The following is a 24,300-nucleotide window of genomic DNA, read 5'->3' as shown; positions in this document are numbered from 1 at the left end:
AGATACTGATAATATCAATTCTATGTGGGGAATCGCTGTTATTAAAGGTTAAAAAAGAAGAACTCCAAAACCTTTATAATACAAAAGACCTTCAAAACAGTTAAAAACCTGCTTTGAAGGTCTTCCTTCGTATCAACAAAAAAGTAGAACTACTTGTGCGATAGCGCCTTTTCTGTCGCCCTTCCTGGTGATGTTATAAGCAATAGCAAGAATGTGATCAATCCGTTATGGATTATCAAATCTAATCCTATTATATAGGGTGTGTAGACTGATATCACATAGGTATTAAGCAAAAATAAAATCAATGGCGACAATATACATATATAAGGAACAAGCTTATCATTAACTGCACGTTTGGTTAACATCCCAAAAGTAAACAATCCCAACAAAGGACCATAAGTATAACTCGCTGCCGTAAAAATAGCATTTACTACGGAATCATTATTGATCAGTCTGAATACTAAAATAACGATAAGCATCAATACCGAAAATCCAAAATGGACAAGATTTCTCCTTTTCACCAAGACTGGATCATTCGGATTTTCCTTTTTATTAAAATTCAAAAAGTCTACACAATAAGAAGTCGTTAATGCTGTCAACGCCGAATCTGTCGTTGCAAAGGTAGCCGCAGTCAATCCCATCATAAAGATGATCGCCGGTAAAATCGCCAAATGATTCAGCGCAATTTCGGGATACAGGTAATCTCTAGTAGCTAATGTGGATATATCAATTCCGTTTTTCTCTGCGTAGATATACAATAAAGCGCCTACTGCAAGAAAAAAAATGTTGATGACGACAAATACACTGGTGAAGGTGATCATGTTTTTTTGCGCCTCTTTTATCGTACCCATAGATAGGTTCTTCTGCATTAAATCTTGATCAAGTCCCGTCATAGCTATCGTAACAAATACCCCCCCCAAGAACTGCTTCCAAAAGTTAGCTTTACTTCCCACAAAATCATCCCAAAAGAAAATTTTGGAATAGGAGCTTTCTTTAACAGCCTCAAATGTATCCACCACACCAAAATCAAGGCCTTTGGCCATAAAATAGATCGAGAGGATTACTGCTGTAATCAAAAACGTCGTCTGCAACGTATCTGTAACAATAATGGTTTTCAAACCACCCTTATTCGTATACAACCAAATAAGGAGCAAACAAATAACAACTGTTATCGCAAAAGGAATATTCCAGGCATCGAAAATAAAATGCTGAAGCACAATCGCTACCAGATACAACCTAAAAGCCGACCCAATCGTACGTGACACTAAAAAAATAGCTGCTCCTGTCTTGTACGTCATATGTCCAAATCGTTCTTCGAGATAAGTATAGATGGAAGTCAGATTCATCCTGTAATAAAGCGGCAATAAGACATACGCAATAATGACGAAGCCGACAGCATTCCCCAGGACAAACTGAAAATAACTAAAATTGGATGCGCCTACTGCGCCCGGTACGGAAATAAAAGTCACTCCGGACAGCGCTGTACCGATCATACCGAAAGCCACCATGTACCATTTTGAGTTACGATTTGCAACAAAAAAAGTGGAATTGTCGGCCGATCCCCTTGAGGTAAAATGCGACACTGCCAGAAGTACGCCGAAATAGACAACTAAAAAAGACAATAAGATGATAGGTGACATATGTTTAGATATTTGTTATAGCTGTTTTTCCGATCTAAAAGCTTCAATCGCTTTACGCACATTTCCAAACTCTTCCAATAGCGCTGTAGCAGTATCTTCATCAGCCCCGGTCTCTGCCATAACCATACGCACTCCTCTAGCAACGAGTTTATGATTTGACAACTGCATGTCAACCATTTTATTTCCTTTGACCCTACCTAGCTGTATCATCACCGAGGTACTTATCATATTAAGCACCAGTTTTTGTGCTGTTCCAGCCTTCATTCGGGTAGATCCTGTAACAAATTCTGGCCCTACAATAACCTCGACCGGATATTGAGCGCGAGCTGCTATCGGCGAATTGCCATTACACACAATACAGCCAGTGGCTATACCTTTTTCATTGGCTTTCTCTAAGCCACCGATTACATAAGGTGTCCCTCCAGACGCTGCAATTCCGATCACTACGTCATTAGAATTGACGGCATATTCTTCCAGATCTATCCAAGCCTGCTCCATGTCATCTTCCGCAAATTCTACAGCCTTGCGGATAGCAGTGTCGCCTCCAGCAATAAGACCAATAACCCAATCAAAAGGAACCCCGTAGGTTGGAGGACATTCCGAAGCATCTAATATACCTAGGCGTCCACTCGTACCCGCACCAATATAAAATAACCTTCCTCCATTTTTCATGCGTTCCACAGCCACCTTTACAAGCGATTCGATCTGTGGTATGGACTTCTCTACTGCCAAAGGAACAGTTTTATCTTCCTTATTTATATTATTAAGCAATTCAAGAACCGACATTTTGTCGAGATCTTGGTAATTAGAATCTTTCTCTGTTGTATTTATCATCGGTTCCGAAAATATAGTCATACCTGGTAACATTTCGTAAATATGCTACTTTTTTAAAAAACATGCAAAAAAACGCAGTTATAATTTTTACAGTGCCACGAATTTATAGTTTTTTGAGCGAATCTCCTCAATTAATTCCCCCAGTTTGTTGTATAATTTATCCTGACGGCGGCGATCCGTACCGAGGTGCACTAAAATGATGTAACCATTAATGCCTTTGCTTCTTTCGTACTTATATACCTGATTCAAAATCTGGTCTGTAGTCCAATACCGATCGCCCATTTCGGGATAAGTATAATCCGTAGCTGTTCTCAATCCGGGCGTAAAGTTATAAGTTCCCAACCCTAACTCCTTAGCCCATTTCACAATTACAGCATTATACCACTCATAAGGTGGAATAAACTTGTCTATATTTTTCCCTCCGAGCTCTTCTATCCGATCCATATTTCTTTTGATATCCTTCACAAATTCCCCCTTAGTCACTAATAGCTTGTTTCGATCCTCCCATGGCATATAGAGCAGATGTTGATCTGAATGCGGCCCTACATAGTGTCCCTGTCTAATGAGCTTCCTGATTATTCTCGCACTTTTTTTGTCTTCCAGAAATCGACCTGTAACAAAAAAAGATGCTTTTACCTTTTTGCTTTTAATCACTTTCGCAATAACAGGCAGCCCATCTCTAAATTCATCCCCTGTAAACACCAGACTGACCTCTCGGACTGTACTGTCTCCACGCACAGTTGCTCCGAATACATCAGTAGTTTTTACGTTTTCTATTTTCGACCCGATGGTCGTTTTTTTTTTTGCTTCTGCTTCTTTTGCAGAAAGTAAATACACCAGAGATGCCGTGCCATCCATGGTCGGTTCATTGGTACTGTAATCTCCAAAATCATCGTGATAAACAGCCAGATCACTCTGAAAATCGGCATAATCATCCGGCTTAGTTAATTTTATACCAATCAGATTTTTATAGGTATTTGTATACACTGGACCATCTACCAGCCCCCCATCAATAGGAAACTTATGTAAATACGTGAATGCAGAATGAGGATCTATTGGGGTATCACCATCTGCGGGCAAACCGTATACCATGCTGGTTCCCCAAGGATTCACACCAAATAACCAATCAAAATTAGCCTGTTCCAATTCTTCGTATTGGGTGTCGCCAGATAGCTCTTTATACCAAAGGCATTGAATAGTAAATGCCGTAGTCAGGTTATTACTACACCAGATAAAAGGTACACCTCTGTAAAACACATTCTCTTTTGCTCTATTCCACACCTCCTCAATCCCTTCTTTATAATAGCGCATTAGTTGTTTTTTCCCATTTTCACCAGCAGCCTTCGCCAACTCATAGTGCCCTAGATTTATAAATGGATAATACTGATAATGGTTTGCTGTATCTCTTTTCATCCATGGTGTCACATCCTCCTCTTTAGCGTACCCCAGTCCTAAATCAATATGCTTCTTGTCCGCACTCAATCGGTACATCCAAGCTTCCGCAAGCTCCATATCATCGACCCAATTATCCTCTGCATAGATGTAAGGCGACTTTACGGAAACAGTTTGAGTCACACCAGGTATAAGATGGGCGTATTCATAAGCTGTCTTAGCCTTCATCTTCAAGACAGCCGCATAATCACTTTCATCTTCCTTGAACAAGTCGTACCCCAGTCCAAACGCACTGACAAACTTCGCTGCAGTTGAACTTGTTCCAGTCGTATTATTGAAAAATTTGCCCCGCTGTTGAGGCCTCCCATCGATAAAATATACCGGCCGCTCATGTCCTCTACCATATAAGGAGTCCTGGCCTGGGAGCCTTAACGAAGTATGATCCCTATCATCCGCGATTTGATTAAACATGATATGCGGTTCCGGATGCATTTTAACTAACCAATCTAATCCCCATTTTGCTTCGTCCAATACATCAGCAATACCATTGCTACCATCCAATCCATTTGCCTGCTTCTCATCCGAAAAAGCTGCTGGGTAGTCGCGGTACGCAGCCAATAAGTGATAAGTGGCGTTCGCCGACGTAGTGGCATACTGTAAGTAATCGGATGCATCATGCCATCCCCCTCCCACATCGACACGTGTGCTATCAGGCATCCCTACCGAAGACGCATACATCGTAAATCCATCATGGGTGTGGCAACTGTCTTTTAAATATGGATTAAACAATGTACGTTGTTGTCGCATATAGCGTAGGGTAAAATCTGCGGTACCTTTATATACATCTGGGTCAATTTTGAAACGAGGAGACTCTGTCCCATCATCTGTACGGATATAATATTCGCCGTGACTTGTTAAACCGGAAAAATCTATCCGATGCCCTTTGGTAAAGGGACCATATGCACCGAAATTATCTTTAAGCTTCCCTTTGAGGGCTACTTTATTACTTTTAGCATTGACCACCTCAAACGAACGAATATCGCGGTCTCCCTTAGTCACCCAAACAGCATTTTTCTTTCCATCAGGAAGATATCCCAATTGATTGATTCGTATCCAGCTCTGTCCTTGTCCTTTCGCAAGGATAGACAAGAGAATAAAATAAAAGGTTAAACAAAATAATCTCATTTGAATATCATTCACAATTAATAATCGACCATTAATACTTTAGCATCACGATCTTACCGTCCATGGTACTGGCTACAATTTTATCCTTGAGCAGCAGTGGTGGATTAATCATTCCATTTGAAATTTTATATTGCCACAATACTTGCCCCGAACTAGGTTCCACTGCCGATAGCAATCCCGAATGACTAGGGACAAATACTGCCTTTTTACTGCTATAAATCGCTGTTGGCGTTAGCTCGTAGGGCAAATCCAACTTCGATTTCCAATCTACACTCATGTTATTTTTAAAGACCGAAACACCGATAAGTTCCCCGTCCATCGTTTTGGCATAAACGAACTTACCATCCGGCGATAATCCCATCGATTCCCGCACTTTGACGCCATCCTTCTTCTCTCGCCATACCTGCTGGCCCGTTTTCAAATCCAACGCAGTCATAAAGCGATCCGGTGCCACAATAAAAACCCTATTATTAGCCACGACAGGATAGCAAGCCGCTGCCGAAAACATCCGGTTCGTCGCGCCACTACTCCAATCCCATACCTTAGCTCCTGTTTTCAGATCCAGCGCATAGAAACCATTTTGCCAGCTTCCGAAAATGACCTTACCATCAGCAATCGTTGGTTTAGTAGATACGTACCCTTTTACCTCATTAAACGTCCATAGGACTTTCCCGTCGGATATACGTATGCAACGAAATTTCCCCTCCGAGTCACCTAGGTAAGCATTTCCTTCCGCTATTGAGGCTGTTCCTAATACGGCCTTATTTGCTTGAACTGTCCATTTTTTTATTCCAGTTTTGGCATCTAATCCGTAGATATGGTGATCTGTAGACCCTACGACTACAATACCTTTATAGACTTCCGGTGTAGCATACACCTTCCCTCCCGTCTTAAATGACCATATCTTTTTACCGCTATTAAGATCCAACGCATACACCTCCCCAACCGTATTGGCTGTAAAAATACGCTGGCCATCTGAACTAATACCTGCGCCAATATCACCGTGATCCTGATACTCCCAAACCAATTTAGCTTTTGTATTCGTATTCACAGCGTAAGATGGACGAGCGTATTGATTTTTAAAAACCACCTTTTGGAGCGGCAATTTCAACCAATAGTCCGCTGTACCAACATTCGGTTTGCGTACCTGAAAAAATACCGAGTCACCCGTAAGCGTAACAATATTATATCCGCCGACATCCTCTTTGGCCCGAAGATTGGAGCGAGCCATTACCCCCGGGATATCGTCCCAATTGTACAGTTTATTGGTATGCCCATGACCACACAAAGCCAATTGTACATTCCGTTGTTGTAAGCGGTCCGTAAGCTCAAACCAGTTATTCAACGAAGAGTCCAAAGGATAATGATTGATTGAAATTAAAGGTTTACTTGGGTCTACATTTGCTTTAAAAACCGAGTCAACCCACACCAAGTTTTCACGAGGTATCTGTCCGGGGCTCATCCGCATATTTGGTCCCGAGGTGGTACCCATAAATTGATAACCCTTATGTTCGAAAAAGAAAGTCTCTCCACCAAAAACTTTGCGAAAGGAATTTGCTCCACTTTCAGACCAGTTACTATCATGATTTCCTGGGATAATATATAACGGGAGCTGCAAACTATCTAATATTTGTTTAGCCAATGCCAGTTCCTCATCCGATCCAAACTCGGTAACATCTCCCGAGAGAATCACGAAATCTATACCCATTTGTTTATTAAGGTCGGCTACGGTACGCCGCAGGTCATCAGCGCCTGTATGCCCCCCAACATGGGTATCGGTCACTTGCGCAAATTTGAAAGGAGTCTGGGCAGAAAGTAATGTTAATGCAAAAAAAGAAAAAATGGAAAGTGCTAAAAATCTGAAAGTCATATAAAGTAAAAATTAAAATCTGCTAAAGAAATACCGCCCCCATAGTGATGAAAACTAGTCATCACTATGGGGCGGTATACTTTTGTATTGTGAAAACAACGTCCTACCAATTTAAAGTTTGGGATAAGGTATACCCCATATCCTTATATTCTTGAATCAAAGTTTCACTTATTGGAGCCAGATAATTACGTGGCTGTACAGGTAATCTGTTGGAAAAATTACGAACCACATAATACCCAACCATAGCCGCATCGTTTGTACCATTGTATGTCACAATTTGTCCGGCAGCATTTTCAACCTGAAGAATATCTTTATAAGTTGCAATGATTTTCCCTGGCTTGGCTTTATCTCTAAGATCTACATTTCCTATTATCCAAGGACCACGCTTATAATCATTTGAAACAAAATTTAGATAGTCCATTTTCTTCCAACGACGAATATCTTGCATACGAGCATATTCAAATACAAATTCCATTCTACGCTCCCTTCTAATCTCCCACATCAAGGCAGATACATCAGCATCTCGTTCTGGATCGCTGGGAAGGTTGGCTAATAATAAAGGAGCGGTCTTTTGAACACCTTTGGCCGTAGCGGCTGCATCAAGCGGTCTATTACGGATAGCGTTGATTGATTTATCCAAATCACCCTGTGTAACGGCAGCCCCCCCATGATTCTCTGCAAGAATCTGCTTGGCTTCGATCCAATTCAACACCACTTCAGCCAATCGGACAATTGGAGCGTCATTGGTATTTGTATTACTTCCCCATTTGGCTGGATAAGTAGAACCAATAAACCCCAAAGCTTCCCTTCCCGCGAACTTGTGCACATAAGCCAGAGTTCCAGAGGCAGCAGTATTAATCGTATCCATGAAAGTAGCCTCAAATCGAGGATCCCTAGATTTCACCAGGTTCTGCATTCTAAAGTTTGTAGCATTCGTAACTGTTGAATTTTGCCATACCTTGCCGTCTGTACAGATAAAATCTTTAAGTAAGTCTAAATTGGAAGACCGAGCTTGTGATTCAGTACCATTACTGTACGAGCCTACTGCATGTGTAATTTTCAATGCATCAAGGTAACTTCGAAAAAAAATCACTTCCTTATTCGCGGCTAAATCTTCAGAAGCAAATAAGCTTTTAAAATCACTACTAAAGTTCCACTTTCCGCTATTCATAACAAATTCAGACGCATCTCTTGCAAATTCCAAGTATTTCTTTGCACGTGCCGCATCCAGACCATGATACTGTTGCCAGGAGCCTTCAAAAAGCATTAGATTTGAAATCAACGCTGCTGCTGCATATCGATTTACGAACCCAACTCCATCGTCCAAGCGCATGTTGTCCATTACAAACTTAAAATCATCATACACTTTATCCATCACAACTCCACGTTCGTCACGACTTTTATACATCATATCTGGGCTGTTTAGATCAATATCAGTATCGTAATAGGGTACTGCGCCAAAATTACTCACCAATCTTGCGTACTCGTACCCTCTAAAAAAGCGTGCAACGGCCGTCCAGTGATTAAAAACCTCATCAGAAACTTGAGGCTTAGTATAGTTTTCCAATCTGTTTAAGAGGACATTCGCTTTACGCACCCAATAGAAATTCCAATTCGGTCCAGGGTGTTCAGATCTTAACACTGAAGTTGTTCGCAATGTTGTATTGCTCAAGGCAGTTCCTCCCGCACCAGTAGGTACAGATCCTAAAAGATTTGCTTGTGCGCCTTGAGAGGTAAAATCATCTGCAAAATTGTATCCTGTCAGCGGAGTATAAGCTGTCCCAAACCCTGAATTATATCCCACGAAATAATTGGTATAGAAATCATTGGCAAATAACCGAATATCACTTTCATTACGCCAGAATGTAGATTCTGAATCTACTACCTTATTTAATTCCGGTCTATCAAGCAAACTTTCACAGCTCAACAGTGTAGAAGATGCTATTATTATCGTATATAAAATCTTTTTCATAATTACCGACTTAGAATGTTAACTGAAGTCCAAACGACGCACTTTTAAAAGTAGGCGTTCCTACACCTGTTCTACCCGAATTATAATTTGTCTCATTAAATATCGAAAATCCAGATACTTCTTCAGGATCAATCGGAAGTCCTCGCAATTTATCCCATGTGAAGAAATTCTCTAATGAGGTATATATCCGTACGTTTGTCAGCTTTGCTCTCTGTGTCCACTCTTTAGGAAAAGTGTAACCTAAAGACATATTTTTGATCCGGAGATAAGACATATCCAACAAATATTTTGACTGCACCTGCATATTATTGATATCTGCAGTACCTGCATTGCTATAAGCTGCAGGATAAAAAGCACCTGTATTATCCGGTGTCCAATAGTCATCAACAAAGGCAGCTGGCATAGCTCCATCAGAAACGTGCCATCCTGGCTGCGCTAAAAATCCACTCCCCCAAACTTGCCGGGAACCAACTCCCTGGAAAAACACCGCAAAATCAAACCCTTTATAATCGGCTCCTATACGAAATCCGTAATTGAAACGAGGAGTAGAGTTTCCAATTACTTTTCGATCCCCGGGATTATCAACCGTGCCATCTCCACTATCAATCTCTCCATCCCCATTTAAGTCTTTAAATTTCACGTCCCCTGGCCCAAAATTAAATGTAGAGGAATTCTCCAAACGCGACTGGTAAATAGGTTTCTCTCCATTCGGTCCATCCTTCAAAAGATACATCTTTCCGCCACCACTAGTATTATATTTGGTCATAGCTGTGGTCAAATCCACCAATTGCGTTTTACCATTAGCATCCAGAACAAAATCATCCATTTGATACAGTCGATCCGTTTCATAACCCCAAATTTCACCCCAGACCTTACCGTCATAATTCGAAGTCGTGAGACGAGAGCTCGTATAATTATAAACACGAGATTTAGCATCATCAAAATTTGCTCTCAGGTTTATTCCCAAACCATTCTCGAAACGATGGTTAAAATCTACTGCGATTTCATAACCCTTGGTGACCAATGACCCTGTATTCAGCAACGGCGGAGCACCACCAATGGTATATGTGACGCCGCTCAACTGACCGAACATATTTTTAGTTGATTTTTTATACCAATCAAATACAATTCCAAGCTTATTATTCAAGAAACGGGCATCGGCGCCGAAATCTAACGTCTCAATATCTTCCCAAAACACTTCAGGATATCTCAAATCAGGAGAAGGAATACCCACCACTTTAGCTCCCCCTACAACCCACGTACTTTCAACAGGGTCCATATTAGGCAAGTATAGATCGGAACGAACCCCTTGGTTTCCTATAGATCCCCAAGACCCCCTAAATTTCAGGAAGCTTAAAGACTCTTTTAATGGCTCCATAAAACTTTCTTCAGTAACCACCCAACCTGCAGACATCGATGGATACCAACGCCACTTAAGTTCTTTTGGGAATTTTGAGGATCCATCGTACCTAAGATTACCTTCAAAAAGATACTTATTCTTGTAAGCGTAGTTTATCCGTCCAAAATAGCCCAACTGGGCTTCCCAAAATTCTTCACCTCCACCCGTCATTTCTCCAGTAGCTAAACTAAACTGCGGATTTGTAATATCTAACAGATTGGTACGCTGGTTCCAATGGTTTGACATATTACTACTGACCAAATTAGAACCTAGAATAAACTTAAAGTCATGATCACTATTCAACATCAGGTTATAAGTTGTAAAAGCATTTAAAGTATGTTTATATTCACTTTCGGAACGTTGGTAAATATGATCTGGATTAGAACCATTAGCCGTATATGTTTCATTGATAAGATCATAGGCTAATATTGCACCAGGATCAGAAGCTCCTACAACCGCACCATCAGCATTGACGTATACCGGATTCCCATTGGAGTCCTTACGCTGCCTACCAGCAACCCAACTGTTGGCTCCTGTAAATTTTGTACCATTTCGCCTCCAACCATAATCTTCGTTTGAATATGTATAATCTACATCAACCTTCCAATTAGACTTTAGCTTAATGGTCGTTCCTACGTTTGCATTCAGGTAATTTCGTTTCATCGAAGCTTCATTTGCAAATTCATTTTCACTCCAAGGACTACGGATTGGATTACCTAACTCGTCATACCCCATTGGATATAATGAACTCCACCTATACATATACAACCATGGGTCGGCAGTAGTAGAATTTGTGGCATAAGGATAGCTTTTGATCCGTCGAGAATACATCATACCGGCCCTCATAGTAAGATAATCTGTAATATCTGAAGATACTCGAACACCAGCATTATATCTTGTAAAATTATCCTTGTTTCCAGGCTTTATCATACCATCCTGATCCACAGCACCGAATGTCGCCGAATACTTGGTATTACCAGAAGTACCTCCTAACGAGAAATTATGCGTCTTTGTTGGCGCCCATTCCCTAATCATATAGTCATAAGGATCATAAGTACGTAAACCATATTTACGTGTCGGAAATGCTGGATCTACATACCAATCCCGACCATATACCGTCGGATCATTGGGACCTAATTTTCCGCCATATTTCTTATCCCATTCGACAGCCTTTTCATAGCTCTGCTTGTCCAACGAGTAAAACGCGCCATATACTGTTCCCCCTACACGTTCTAAGGCATCTATGGAATATTTTAAAGCATTCAACTGCCCCATTTCAAATTTCTTGTAAAGATTTTGAAACGAGAAATTATTGGAATAGCTAATACTTGCTTTGCCCGCAGCGCCAGTTTTTGTTGTAATCAACACAACCCCCGTAGAAGCTTTTGCACCATATATTGAAGAAGCCGCCGCGTCTTTCAGCACCGTTATAGACTCGATATCATCTGGATTCACGTATTGTATACTTGGAATTTCCACATTATCCAATAAAATTAGAGGAGCACTACTACCATTGACCGATGAGATCGCTCCACGAATCTTTATTACAGGATCGGATCCCACTTCACCACTGGGCACCGTTATAGTAAGCCCGGGAGTAGTACCTTGAATGGCTCGACCTACATCTACCACGGTTCTCCCTTGCAGGTTATCTTTCACATTAACAGTTGATACAGCGCCGGTTACATTTCCCCTGCGTTGCGTACCATACCCGACGACGACAACCTCATCTAGCGCATTATCTTCCGTCCCTAGGGCAACATTCATCGTTGCATCGTTAACAATTACATTCTTAGGTGTCAGCCCGATGAAAGATACTCGCAAGGTCGCTCCATTAGAGGCCTCGATACTAAATCGTCCATCAGCATCTGTCATGGTTGATTTGGATGTACCTACAACGGATACTGTAGCTCCTGCAATTGGCCCGTCTGGGCCCGTCACAACACCACTTACCTTTTGCTGTTTGATAAAAAGAAATGATTCACCAGTGGAACGAGTCACTTTTGACTCTTCTCTACCACTAGCAAAAGATACTGTAGGCACAATCACCCCAATGGTTACCGCCATCAAGATTGACTTTTTCCTACAGCCAAGCTGTTTTGGTAAAAGTTTGGATACCATAATTTCAGATTTATAAGTTACTAATACTAAGTTAAATAATAGATTTAAGATTTTTTAACATTTTATATTTTTTTCATCAACTTATAAAACAAAACACGTAAAAAAGCGCAAAAACAACCGATTGAATTAATTTACAATGTAACAGCACCAAGAACAAACAGTCATAAAAATGCACAAATACTTTTATACGACCTTAATTTGTGAAACTTAAAATTAGGATATAAAAAAGGCCATTTCGATACGAGATAATCGAAATGGCCCCTTAATTTTAATTAAGAAAATTTATTTTGAAACTTCGTAAGCAGCCTTGATTAGTGAATTTGCCCCCTTGGTGTCTTGACTATATTCCCAAAACATTACGCCATTACCTCTTGACTTTGCCAATTCAGTTTTTGCCTTAATAGTTGCAATACCGTTATAGTAATACTCAATTTTATCTATTATAAAACTATCTGCATTAGGATCAGCCCCAGCAGCCAGTAGATTTGCATAGGTCCTAGGATTGTCCGCAACGTCTAAACCATAAGCAGGCACCCCAAGAACAACCTTTTCTTTAGGTACATTCTTTTCCAGAAGCCAGACATCCAAAACCTTATTTGCGATCGCATAAGTTGAGTGATGACTGGGTTGTTGTGCGTCACGGCCTATAGCATCATAAGCCATCAAATTAACAAAATCAACCGCATCTATCGCTTCTTTTGTTATACCATCCTTTACAGGACCGTTAAACACTCCCGCTGTTACAGCAATACTTAAATATTTATGCCAAGAATGCAACTCTAATGATAATTCCTTCACTAATAATGCAAACGTAACATCGCTCCCATAGTTTGCCCTTGGATACTCCCAATCCAGGTCTATACCTGACAGGTTGTTCCTAACAGCAAATTCTACTACATTTTTCACAAAAGCCTTACGAACTGCAGCACTTGAAGCTATTGTCCGATAAACATTCTCATCACCAGCTAAAGAAATTGCTGTTTTCACCCCTTTACTAATGGCTAGTTCATTTAGGGACTCAAAACGCACTTCATTCGACAACGCAGTTAGAGAGCCATCTTCTTTAGGGTATAAAAACGCGAAATGAACATGTGTAAGATAGTCTAACTTGGTCGTATCAAATAACACGGGATCAATATTTCCCCAGCTATAAGCTACACGTTTAAAAGAGTTATCCACCACATAATCACCTTCAGGTTTTTTAAGCTCAGAAACTCCATAACCATCCGGAACTTTTATTATTTCTTTTTCGCAGGAAAAAAATAAAGCGAAACTGAAAATACTTAATAATATCTTTTTCATATGTGTATAATCTGTTTTTTATCTGTCATATGGAATACTCATGGTTGTTTGTGCTTGGCTAAACATGAGTATTTCATAATTAAAAATTATAGCAGAGGCTACCGCACTAAAACGGAAACCTCTATGCATGATTGCTTATCTCTTAACATAATCTAATGCAATACCATAAGAAACGAATCCTTTGATTAAGAACGAAGGGCTCTCTGTCCCATTAAGTTTATATTTCTTAATCCCTGAGTTCATACCGTTTCCTGTGATCTTTCCGGTATTGTTAATATCTGAAGAAGATCTATATGCATAATACAAATATCCATCAGATGACTTATCAAGAGCCATTGAAGTAACTGTCGCAATTTCAGACCCTGAACCCTCTTGTGCATAACCGGATAAATCATCTACCAAAGTAATCGAAGATCCATCAAAATTACACTTATACAAACCTACCGAACGAGTACCTGCAGCGTTATTCAATACAAAGTAAATTTTACTATTTACTTCATCAACGATAAAATTACGAATACTGCTATTGTCTAGTGCTGAAATCCTACTATCAAAAGCATTGCTTGAGATATTGAATTTATACAATCCCCAGCCATTTGCCTGCTTTGAATACCACAACTGGTTATTAACTATTTGAATTCCTCCATCAACCCAACCAAAAACGGAAGATACACCGGCATTAGCAGCTACAATACCTAGACGCTGAGTCGCCGGCAAATCGATATCTCTGGAATTAAGTGAAATAGCTCTTACATTATTGTTCCTAGTGGTATAGAAAAGCATTTTACTGATAGAATCAATTGTGAAATTAAATGGATCTTGAGCATAGTTCCCGACACCTTTACCCAAAGTAACATCATCATTACCTTTTAAATCAACAGAGAATAACCTACCGTCCGCGCTCGCTGAACTGAAAGTCAAATTATTTCCTGCATTAGCAATATAGACCCTACTATTATACACTTGCATAGCAAGAGGATGAGTACCAAGGTTGACTTCGTAAGCTTCTAGCGTAGGCTCTGAAAGTTGCTTAAATGCATAACGATACAATTTCTTGGTGATCATATCGGTAAAATATAAACTAGGGGTCAATTCACCTAATACAAATATTTTCGTTTCTGTAGTCAATGTTTCTTGCCCATCGTTTACTGTTAAAGTCACTGTATGCTCACCTTCTGTTACAAATTTAACAGTAGGTGTAGCCTCAGTAGAAGTACCTGCTTCCCCAAAATTCCACTGATACGTTAAACCTTGCCCCGGATAGATAAAAGCTTCGGCACTAAAAGTTACATTCAAGTAAACACCTATATTCTCAGGCACAATAATTTTAGGTGTCATTTTCTTGATAGTTACCTCTTTGGTAACTACTTCTGATTTAGAGCCTTCCCAAGCCGTCAATGTTACGCTATACGTACCAGGTAATTCATAAAACAACGTATCTGGGACTAGCTTATCTGAAGTAGTTGCTTCTATAATAGCCCCATCTTTAAGGATTTGCTTTGCATTTTGAAATTTCCACTCGTATTTGTCCGAGTATTTGGAACGATTCGTTAAAACGACCTTTGCAGGTGCTGTAATTTCTCCTTCAGGAAAAGTAAAATTAGCAGCAAACTCGCCAGCTGGGTCGATATATGAAACCGTATCTTTTTCACAACCCATCGTTGTAAAAAGCATCAAAGCAATAAAAATATAATTGATGTATTTCATACCTATAAAATAACTTGAAATGTAGTATTAGATGACTTAACAGCTCCAGAAGGGGTGGTTACATGCGTAAAAACCTCTGAACTATATGTTCCTGCTTTTTTTACTGATGCTATATGTTGGATTAATAACTCTTTAGTAAGACTAGCTTTCAAAAAAACCATTCCTTCATTTGATAAAGCGTATGTTCCCGTTGAAAAATGGCTTGCTGGAGACGTTGGAAATATAGCCTTATAATCCGCCTGACTAATTTGATAAGCTAATATACTTTTAATGACTGCGAATTCATCATTAGTCAATTCATTAAAAACGCTTACATCATTTTTATATTTCCCGTCTTTGTGCTTAAATGGGTAGCGCGCACGGATTACATAGTTATTAGTGAGAGTAATGAAATATTGATCCAACTCTTTGTTTTGATTATTTACGACAAACCAAGGTTCAGACTTAGATATGGTATCTGTTAATTTCAATAACGAAATTTTCTTTTCAGCATCAAAAGTAGAGATATTGGTTCCTTTGGTTAAAGTGAAGTTTAACCCAAAATTTTCAACAACAGTCTCTGTCATTTCGACTTTGGAAATTTTATCATCTCGCTGCCAAGTGCTCGCTGTCACCAATACAGTATCCCCCAGCGCAGGTTTACTGTTACTGTATGACACTGAAAGACTAGCTAAAAACTGTCCATTACTATCTCCCAATTCTGTTATTGGATCATTTTTATCACAGCTGATAACAAAAGGGATTATCAAGAATAGATATATATATTTGTTTAAAAGACCTTTCATACGTAACTATTATTTTAAAGATGAATTTTCAGCCCACCACACTGGTGTGAAGCACCAGTTTCTTGCCTCTGCCCCTAATCTCGCTATTTCTCGTGGGTTATAAATATATTCCGTCTGCGGATCATATGGAAATCTTTGAATCCATTTACCGCCCCATTCTGCCAATGCGTTTTTTGGGTAGTAAATATTGGGATATGCGTTTTGACTATAATTATATCTACGCATGTCTACCCAACTTTCACTTTGCAGGTACAATGCAATCCATTTTTGCATCATTATATCTGCTAACTTTAAATCCGCAGAAGAAGAAGGTACTTTAGCAGAACTCAAATAGTTCAACATCTCCCCTTCTTGAATCCCCATCCTACTCATATTCAACTTAATACCATCAATCATAGCATCATACGCTTGGGCAGTTTGATTCATATGAAAATGCAACTCAGACTTAATAAAAAACAGTTCTTCTTTCAAAATAAATGGATAGGGCGAATTGTCTGATGTCCAGTACCCTAAATTCAAATTAGGAAAATCATCAGCTGTCGTCCCTGTTGGCAAATCTGTATCACGTAACCCTTCTGAAAGCTTCGCTCCAAAGTATTTATTGTTTTTACCAGGAGATGTAAGGACCTTAAGACGCGGGTCATATCCATTACCAGCTTTATCTACCGTTAAAGCGTCAATTAAAAAATCTGTAGGAACAGACGTAGAAACCATATTCTTGATATCCGCAAATTGCCACTCCGGTTGTGCAGCACTTTCACCCCACAGATTTTTTCCCCAAGCATTAGAAGATTCTTTAGGATATTTAAAGATAGCATCAGCATAATTAGCTAAAGCCGCATTCACGGTAGCTAAAGTCTCTTGATTACTCCCCTTAAAATTGGCCGTATGCAATTGCAACCTAGACTTTACGGCTAACCCGAAAGACTTCCAATGTTCCAAATTACCTCCATAAATAGCATCAGATTTGTCATCCATTCTAACGGCTGCACTTGACACCCGCCCCAAAGCCGTAAGCCCCTCCTCAAGTAAAGTTGCTATTCCTTCATATACTTTTTCTTGGCTGTCATATACAGGATTATATGATCCTGAATAAGCCTCTGTAAAAGGCATATCACCAAAGCTATCCGTAGCTGTCAAATAAGAGAAAGCTAATAATATCTTTCCAACACCTAAATAGTTATTTGATCCTTCCTGCTCTGCTCGGTCGATCATCCCCATGATATTTGACCCAACATCAAAATAATGCCATCTCCACGCTCCCTGACGTGTAATATTATTATAATTCCAGTTATCTATAATTGCATTACTATTTCCTGTTCTGCTCGTCATATAATAACTGTGATATGCTGAGAATCTAGCATGTGAATACAAGTGATAAGCGGTGTTCGATATAATGGCAGGTAACCTCAAATTAGAAGGAGTAGTTACCGGCTGTGTTGGATTCACATTGATATCTAGCTTGTCATCACATGACACCGTTGTACCTGCAGCAATAACTAGAGCTAGTATACTTTTTATATATTTTTTCATACTGATCTTTCTTTAGAATGAAACATTGATACCAAATGAGTACGATTTCGGTAACGGTATAGAACCATTATCTACCCCCATTGAACTTGCGCCTGAGCCACCTGCATTGGGTCCAGCACTATTCACTTCAGGATCGCCTCCAGAGTAATTTGTAAAGATTAAAGGGTTCTGAGCAGACAGCTCTAGAGAAATATTTCCTAATTTATAACGATCAGCAAAAGCTCTAGGTAAGTTATAAGATAATGTAACATATCTCAATCTAGCCCAATTCACTTTCTCCACAAAATTAGTTCCCACTGCATAATAGTTGCGCGCAAAGAAGTTATAATCTAGCACGACAGATTTCTCATTTTTAACAAAAGAACCATCCGCTTGTTGAGCCACACCGTTAAATACAAACTCACGATCCCTCCATTCTCCGATATCATGTGCAGTACCCAAAGACATCATACGCTGTCTCGAAGCATTCAAGATATCGCCTCCAAAACGGAAATCCCATAAAAAGGCCAAGGTGAAATCACTGTATTTAAACTTATTACTCCATCCAATATTAAATTCAGGCTCACGGTTACCAATATACCTTTCGTTATCATCGATTACCGGATAACCATTATTATCAACGATTACGTAACCTTCTTCTGTACGTTTATAATCAGTCCCGACAATACCCAACACTGGCTCACCTAACACTGAAGCTGCCTTACCTGCATTCAACTGTACATTTGTGTAAGGGAACGTAGTAATATGTCCTGGAAACTCTAACATCTTAGAAGTATTTTTCCAAGCATTTACTGTTGAAGACCATTCAAAATTTTCTCTTTTAATAGGCGAACCTGTTAAAGACAATTCAAAACCTTTATTTTCTAAGCTACCTGCATTGAAAGTTTGAATCACAAATCCCGTAGGCAATGGAACACGTGCAGTAATAATCTGATCAACAGATTTTTTATGATAATAAGAAAAATCTATTGATAATCTATTCTTCAAAACTCTTAATTCCGTACCAACCTCGAATTCTGTAGTTGTCTCTGGCTTTAAATATGGATTTCCACCCGTAGAGTTTACAACATATCCACCTCCCAGCCCATTATATTTAACTAAGTTAGTGTTGGTCGCATATATAGGTGCATCCTTACCTACTTTTGCATAGCTTGCTCTTAATTTACCATACCAACTTCTTTTATTTTCAAACAATTCTGAGAATGTAAAACTACCTGAGTATGAAGGCGAATAAAATGAACGAACGTTTATTGGCAATGTGGAAGACCAGTCATTTCTACCAGTTACACCTAGCGTTAGCAAATTCTTATATTCAATCTTGAAATCACCATATACCGCATATCTCCTACGCTTACGCAAGTTATCTGTTGTATAAATATTTTCAGCTGCGATATTGTTGAACGAATAAATACCCGGATTCAAAAAACCCTGACCTGTCTGACTTTTAGAATCTGCTTCATAATATTCTTGCGTAGTTCCTAATAACAAGGTTGCTCTAAAATCGTCCAGGAATGATCGATCGAAAGAAGCATTAAAGATTGAAGTCGTGTTCTTATAATTACCAATCGTTTCAGACAAATAGCCATTAAAGTATGTACCTGGGGTGCCTTCTGTGACATGATAATCATAATCTTGATTATAAAAATCTTGACCTAATCTATAAGAAAGATTAATCCAGTCTAATGGTTTATAAACAACATTTCCATTCACAACAGTCCGTTGAGTAGCTGTATTTCTTGGATTCATCATAGTGGCCCACATAGGTGAAATCTTTGCTTCATCTTCGTCACCTTCCTCTACATACGCATATTTTGGCAATCCATTATCAAATCTATAATCAAGAATATCATATGCCAACGGATAGGTTAGTATACTATTAATCCAACCACCCGAACTACCGCCGACTAAACCTTCAGTTATGTTGTTGTTGATATAATTTAATGAAGCTGAAACGTCAAGATTGGATCTTAATTTAGAAGAACCTTTAACTAAGACTGAAATTTTGTCAGAGCTGGTATTAGGAATCATAGATCCTTGATCTCTATAATTTCCAGACATATAATAGTTAAATTTCTCTGCACCACCGTTGACATTGAAGTTTACATCATGAGTAACCCCAGTATCAAAAAAGCGTTCTAAGTTATTATATATCTTTTCGTCAGAACGAAATTTCCTACCCCATGAACTACCGGAAGTTTCATCATAAACACCCCCGGTTCCCAATGTATAAATCGACTGTTGCTTAGGAAGTCTTCCCATGGTTTCAACAAAAGCTTTATATCCACCATTAATCTGCATTGAGCCAGATTTACCCTTTTTGGTGGTAATGATGATTGCACCAGAAGCAGCATCAATACCATAAAGTGCTGCCGCTGCAGCTCCTTTCAAGATAGAAATATCTTCGATATCATCCGGATTAAAATCGGCTAATCTATTCACAGAACCATTAGTTGATTCATTGCTTACTCTTATACCATCAATAATAACTAACGGTTGATTATCTCCTGATAAAGAAGTAGAACCACGTAAAATAATTTCCGATGGCAAACCTGGCGATCCACCTGAAGAGGAAATCTGTGCACCGGCAACCTGTCCTTGTAGTGCATTTACAATGTTACCTTGATTAGACTGTCTTAGTTCATCACCAGAAACCTTCTGCACCGAGTACGTCAAGTTTTTCTTTGACCTTTCAATACCCAGCGCAGTAACCACGACCTCCTCCAAGGCATTATCTTCCTCTTTCAATTCTACGTTAAGGGTATTCCCTACAACCTTGAGGTCCTGAGAAAGATACCCTACACTAGAAAAACGTAAAGTAGATCCTAATGCTGCACTAATCTTAAATTGACCATTAGCATTAGTTCGAGTCGATCCTGGTACTCCTACTACCGATACAGTTACTCCCGGCATCGGTCCATTTGCATCAGAGACAGTACCCGTTACTGTATTTTGTACGAACCTATTGGACGAGTAGGCCGTTGCTGCAGCAAGATTGGATGCATTTGACAGCTTAGATACTTTCGCTTCTACTGTCGTCACCGCCAACCCTAATGCAAGAGAGAATAGTAAAGTATTTCTCATATTTAGCATATATAAAATAAACTTGTTTACGTAATTCATAATCTAGGAAGGCCTACTTTTTAAAAAGCAGACCTAATCCCATAACCTTATTCAAAATCTTTGTATAGCAGATACTTCTTACGCATCTCCTTATATTCGGTCAATTCCTGTTGCCAGGAAGCTTTTATTTCATCTTCTGTTTTGCCCGCTATAATCTGCTTCCGCAAATCATCCGTACCCGCAAGTTTATCAAAGAACTCTGCTCTTGTGAAGAACTTCGACTTATCGGACATCTTGTTGTAAAAATCTAACACATACTTCAGGGTGAATGTTTGCTTGTCTGCATCCAATCCACGCAGATCAAGACCATACATAGTTTTACCTTTACCTTCTACGTGCTTTACCATACCTGCTTTTTCACCTGGTGTATATTTAAAATCGCCATACACAGGGTTATCATAACCTACCACCTGAAACGGCCACTCGGTACCACGACCTACCGATATTTCTGTCCCCTCAAACAAGCATAAAGAGGCGTATAATCGTACCGACAAGTGATTAGGCAAAGATGGCGAAGGAATTACAGGTAGATCATACATCTTGGAATGATCCCAGTTTTTCACAGGGATAACAGTCACCTTACATTGACGTCCCTGTTCGAGCCATTTCTCACCGTTGATCATATTAGCGAGTTCACCTACAGTAAGACCATGTACCATTGCTATCTTATGGTAGGATACATTAGACTTAAATTTATCATCCTTACGCACAGGCCCGTCCACCTGATCACCACAAGGATTGGGTCGATCCAATATAATGAGTTCCTTATTATGTTTAGCACACAATTCCATCACACGATGTAATGAAGTTATATACGTATAAAAGCGAGCTCCTACATCCTGCAAATCGAAAATCATGACATCTACAGACTCTACGATAGAATCCTGCTTTTCATTCCCTCCATATAGCGTATATAACGGAAGACCAGTCTTCGAGTCCTTATCATTACTTACTTTTTCACCACGTTCAATATCACCACGGAATCCATGCTCTGGAGCAAAGCCAAATTTGAGATCCACCTTCTCACGTAACAATACGTCTACGAGGTGTTCTTTTGCTGCTCCCACAATAGAAGTTTGATTGCCCATAAGGCCAACCTTTTTACCGTTCAACAAGGGTAAGTAAGCTGTCAGTTGATCTGCCGCAGGCAAAATGTTATTACTGGCACTGGAGTCTTCCACTGTTCTTGAATCACCCGACTTCTTGGTTTGATTCTGCGCATTACAAGAAAACAACACTGAACTAAGCAGCGTCAAGAATACCATAGGTAAAAACCTTATAACTAAAGATCTATTCATCTACAACTTGCGTTATTTATCAAAAATTCAGATTACTTCGCTAAAAATAAAACAAAAAACGCACAATACAGCATGCATTAAGCACAAACAAACAATTTACAGCGTTTTGAAAAACAAAAAACGCACAAAGCAGAAAAATAAGAAAGAGAGTGTGAAGCAACGAGAAAGCTATTATTTGTAGCGTTAAATAATGTTAAACCGATTTATCCGTTTTGCAAGCAAAGACACATAGTGTACTACATACACTTTTATGTAACAATAAGGATACAACAGGTAGCGCAATCGATTTCGTGTATCTTTTAAAAACAGAAAAGCCCTGCAGTAAAACTACAGGGCCGATCTTAAGAATCGAAGACTCTATTTTAATCTGTTGTATCCCACCAAACTGGATAAGACCAGATATCATCGCTTAACGCATTCGGGTGAGATGCCTTCAAACTTTCAGCATTATAGTTAATCTCATGTGAGACTTGCCTAACTCTTCTGAATTGCTTTCCTGCCGGTATCTTTGTTTGAGCAGCCGCCGTAACAGTATACTCATAGGGCACGGCCCATCCGAGATAAGAATTGATACTGTAATCATGTCTACGCATATCATTCCAATTCTGCTGAGAAAACGACATCGCAATAAACTTCTGTGTCATAATCTTCGCCATAGTAATATCATTAGCTGTCCCTATACCATTATTCAAAAAGTTGTCTATTTTCGATTGAGACATCGGAGACTTACTCGGATTAACGTTTCCATATGTGCTCAACTTTTGATTCATTAAGTCGATATGAGCTTTAATCCCATCTTTATAAGCTGTAAATGCGCCTGATTTATCTCCTTTCCGCATCAAAACTTCCGCCTTTATAAAACACATCTCTGGATAAACGACCAAATAAGTAGGAGCATCTGGCCTGGTATAAAATGTACCTGTAGCCGCCACAACGCCATCCCCCCATTTATAGATATCAGAAACATCCTTATTATATCCAATAGAACTACTTTTTAAAGATACGTAAGCCGTATCAGCCCACCTCGCTTGATTAGCAGAATTGACGTACCATGAATGTGCAGATACAGACCTATTATTGCTTGTAATTGCCGCATTAGTAGCATTATAGGAAGCCGTTATAGGCCCTGCATTCATACGAATAGTTGATTGCATATCAACGCCTTTAGAGCGTATAAATTTCTTTGGGGTCTCAAATTCCGCCCAAGGAATCAGCTTATCTGCACGAGGATCTTCAACTCCTAGATTATCGAAATTAGTAAGAATATCTGTATACCATTTTGTCACACGGAAATTCGTATTCATAGCTACATTATTAAATACTATTGATGTCTTTAAAGGATCACCAAACAATACGTCTCCGGTATTCTCAATGACGTCAGCATGAGTCACCACAGTACCATCGCCTATTGAAGTCGAGGCTTTCGATACCGCATCTAGAATCTGGTCTGGATTATATAAACTCGACTTCTTAGAGAGATTATTCAGCCATCTAGCTTTCAAGCCGTAACAAAGCTTCAACCATTTGCTTACATCTCCGTTATTCCAACTATCTCCCTCGCTTAGCGGAGTTGCTGTCGTCGGCTGCTGCTGTTGAAAATACCCTATTGCTAAATCTATATCGTTAAGACACCCTTCAAAAATGGTCTTCCCATCATCAAATTTTGGAGTGACGGCTGAACCCAACGCTTCTGTATATGGCATTTCCCCGTACCAGTCTGTCATCAACATGAATCCCATCGCTCGAATTACTTTAGCCGCCCCTAAGTAATGAAAAGCCTTTTCCGCCTCGGCTTTTTCTTCCAGGTCCTTAAGATTTGACGCAGAAGCAACGAAGAAAAACTGATAAGGAGTTGTAGACATCCCAGCTATTGGATTCCATCCAGCAGCCATACTTTGTTGAGCCGTGCTATTTACAAAAGTTAAATGTTGAGTTATGAGTGAAGCCCGAGCACCCGCGGTACCCTGCGCATACAAAAAGTGATGTTGGATCCATGGCAGCCTACTTTTCACCGAGGCCGTGGTATTGGACGGTGTATTCGGATTTTCATTAATATCCAACCAACTTTCCTTGCAGGAACCTAAAACCACGACCAATGTCAAAATCGCTATTATTTGTTTAAATCTGTTCATGACTCTCAAC

13 protein-coding genes are annotated in these 24,300 nt (G+C 39.5%); all 13 read right to left on the bottom strand.

Annotated elements, in window-relative coordinates:
* Positions 1-149 precede the first annotated feature (149 nt).
* The gene (locus G7B18_RS14295; protein ID WP_164111022.1) at positions 150-1,640 is read right to left on the bottom strand and encodes a sodium:solute symporter; all 1,491 of its coding nucleotides are present in this window, start codon (positions 1,638-1,640) and stop codon (positions 150-152) included.
* Positions 1,641-1,655: 15 nt separating this feature from the next.
* The gene (gene murQ, locus G7B18_RS14290) at positions 1,656-2,474 is read right to left on the bottom strand and encodes an N-acetylmuramic acid 6-phosphate etherase (protein WP_164111020.1); all 819 of its coding nucleotides are present in this window, start codon (positions 2,472-2,474) and stop codon (positions 1,656-1,658) included.
* Between the two features lie 87 nt (positions 2,475-2,561).
* Positions 2,562-5,051, bottom strand: coding sequence for a glycoside hydrolase family 9 protein (locus G7B18_RS14285; protein ID WP_164123218.1), 2,490 nt, complete (start codon positions 5,049-5,051; stop codon positions 2,562-2,564).
* A 31-nt stretch (positions 5,052-5,082) separates the two neighbouring features.
* Complete coding sequence (locus G7B18_RS14280; RefSeq protein ID WP_164123216.1) at positions 5,083-6,921, bottom strand: PQQ-binding-like beta-propeller repeat protein; 1,839 nt, start codon at positions 6,919-6,921, stop codon at positions 5,083-5,085.
* A gap of 103 nt (positions 6,922-7,024) precedes the next feature.
* Positions 7,025-8,893 carry a RagB/SusD family nutrient uptake outer membrane protein gene (locus tag G7B18_RS14275; RefSeq protein WP_164123214.1) on the bottom strand — a complete coding sequence of 623 codons (1,869 nt, stop codon included), beginning with the start codon at positions 8,891-8,893 and terminating at the stop codon, positions 7,025-7,027.
* 10 nt (positions 8,894-8,903) lie between these two features.
* Entirely contained in the window at positions 8,904-12,359 is a 3,456-nt protein-coding gene (locus G7B18_RS14270; RefSeq protein WP_205600332.1) for a SusC/RagA family TonB-linked outer membrane protein, read from the bottom strand.
* A 336-nt stretch (positions 12,360-12,695) separates the two neighbouring features.
* On the bottom strand, positions 12,696-13,715 hold the full coding sequence (locus tag G7B18_RS14265) for a glycosyl hydrolase family 18 protein (RefSeq protein WP_164123210.1): 1,020 nt from the start codon (positions 13,713-13,715) through the stop codon (positions 12,696-12,698).
* A 135-nt stretch (positions 13,716-13,850) separates the two neighbouring features.
* Positions 13,851-15,422, bottom strand: coding sequence for a PKD domain-containing protein (locus G7B18_RS14260; protein ID WP_205601721.1), 1,572 nt, complete (start codon positions 15,420-15,422; stop codon positions 13,851-13,853).
* 2 nt (positions 15,423-15,424) lie between these two features.
* The gene (locus G7B18_RS14255; protein ID WP_164123206.1) at positions 15,425-16,207 is read right to left on the bottom strand and encodes a hypothetical protein; all 783 of its coding nucleotides are present in this window, start codon (positions 16,205-16,207) and stop codon (positions 15,425-15,427) included.
* A 9-nt stretch (positions 16,208-16,216) separates the two neighbouring features.
* A complete protein-coding gene (locus G7B18_RS14250; RefSeq protein WP_164123204.1) occupies positions 16,217-17,740 on the bottom strand; it encodes a SusD/RagB family nutrient-binding outer membrane lipoprotein in 1,524 nt (507 codons plus the stop codon).
* Between the two features lie 12 nt (positions 17,741-17,752).
* Complete coding sequence (locus tag G7B18_RS14245; protein WP_164123202.1) at positions 17,753-20,821, bottom strand: SusC/RagA family TonB-linked outer membrane protein; 3,069 nt, start codon at positions 20,819-20,821, stop codon at positions 17,753-17,755.
* An 86-nt stretch (positions 20,822-20,907) separates the two neighbouring features.
* A complete protein-coding gene (locus G7B18_RS14240) occupies positions 20,908-22,158 on the bottom strand; it encodes an exo-beta-N-acetylmuramidase NamZ domain-containing protein (protein WP_205600331.1) in 1,251 nt (416 codons plus the stop codon).
* Positions 22,159-22,520: 362 nt separating this feature from the next.
* A complete protein-coding gene (locus G7B18_RS14235; RefSeq protein WP_164123200.1) occupies positions 22,521-24,290 on the bottom strand; it encodes a SusD/RagB family nutrient-binding outer membrane lipoprotein in 1,770 nt (589 codons plus the stop codon).
* Between the last annotated feature and the right edge of the window lie 10 nt (positions 24,291-24,300).

The sequence above is a fragment of the Sphingobacterium sp. xlx-130 genome, from assembly GCF_011007405.1.
In the GTDB taxonomy this organism is placed as follows: Bacteria; Bacteroidota; Bacteroidia; order Sphingobacteriales; family Sphingobacteriaceae; genus Sphingobacterium; species Sphingobacterium luzhongxinii.
This window is presented reverse-complemented; position numbering and strand designations above follow the sequence as displayed.

Excerpts from the sequence above, each read along its gene's own strand:
- G7B18_RS14295 (WP_164111022.1), bottom strand. The coding sequence starts at position 1,640 with ATGTCACCTATCATCTTATTGTCTTTTTTAGTTGTCTATTTCGGCGTA.
- G7B18_RS14285 (WP_164123218.1), bottom strand. The coding sequence starts at position 5,051 with ATGAGATTATTTTGTTTAACCTTTTATTTTATTCTCTTGTCTATCCTT.
- G7B18_RS14240 (WP_205600331.1), bottom strand. The coding sequence starts at position 22,158 with ATGAATAGATCTTTAGTTATAAGGTTTTTACCTATGGTATTCTTGACG.
- G7B18_RS14245 (WP_164123202.1), bottom strand. The coding sequence starts at position 20,821 with ATGAGAAATACTTTACTATTCTCTCTTGCATTAGGGTTGGCGGTGACG.
- G7B18_RS14255 (WP_164123206.1), bottom strand. The coding sequence starts at position 16,207 with ATGAAAGGTCTTTTAAACAAATATATATATCTATTCTTGATAATCCCT.
- G7B18_RS14265 (WP_164123210.1), bottom strand. The coding sequence starts at position 13,715 with ATGAAAAAGATATTATTAAGTATTTTCAGTTTCGCTTTATTTTTTTCC.
- G7B18_RS14250 (WP_164123204.1), bottom strand. The coding sequence starts at position 17,740 with ATGAAAAAATATATAAAAAGTATACTAGCTCTAGTTATTGCTGCAGGT.
- G7B18_RS14235 (WP_164123200.1), bottom strand. The coding sequence starts at position 24,290 with ATGAACAGATTTAAACAAATAATAGCGATTTTGACATTGGTCGTGGTT.
- murQ (WP_164111020.1), bottom strand. The coding sequence starts at position 2,474 with ATGATAAATACAACAGAGAAAGATTCTAATTACCAAGATCTCGACAAA.
- G7B18_RS14260 (WP_205601721.1), bottom strand. The coding sequence starts at position 15,422 with ATGAAATACATCAATTATATTTTTATTGCTTTGATGCTTTTTACAACG.
- G7B18_RS14270 (WP_205600332.1), bottom strand. The coding sequence starts at position 12,359 with ATGGCGGTAACCATTGGGGTGATTGTGCCTACAGTATCTTTTGCTAGT.
- G7B18_RS14280 (WP_164123216.1), bottom strand. The coding sequence starts at position 6,921 with ATGACTTTCAGATTTTTAGCACTTTCCATTTTTTCTTTTTTTGCATTA.
- G7B18_RS14275 (WP_164123214.1), bottom strand. The coding sequence starts at position 8,893 with ATGAAAAAGATTTTATATACGATAATAATAGCATCTTCTACACTGTTG.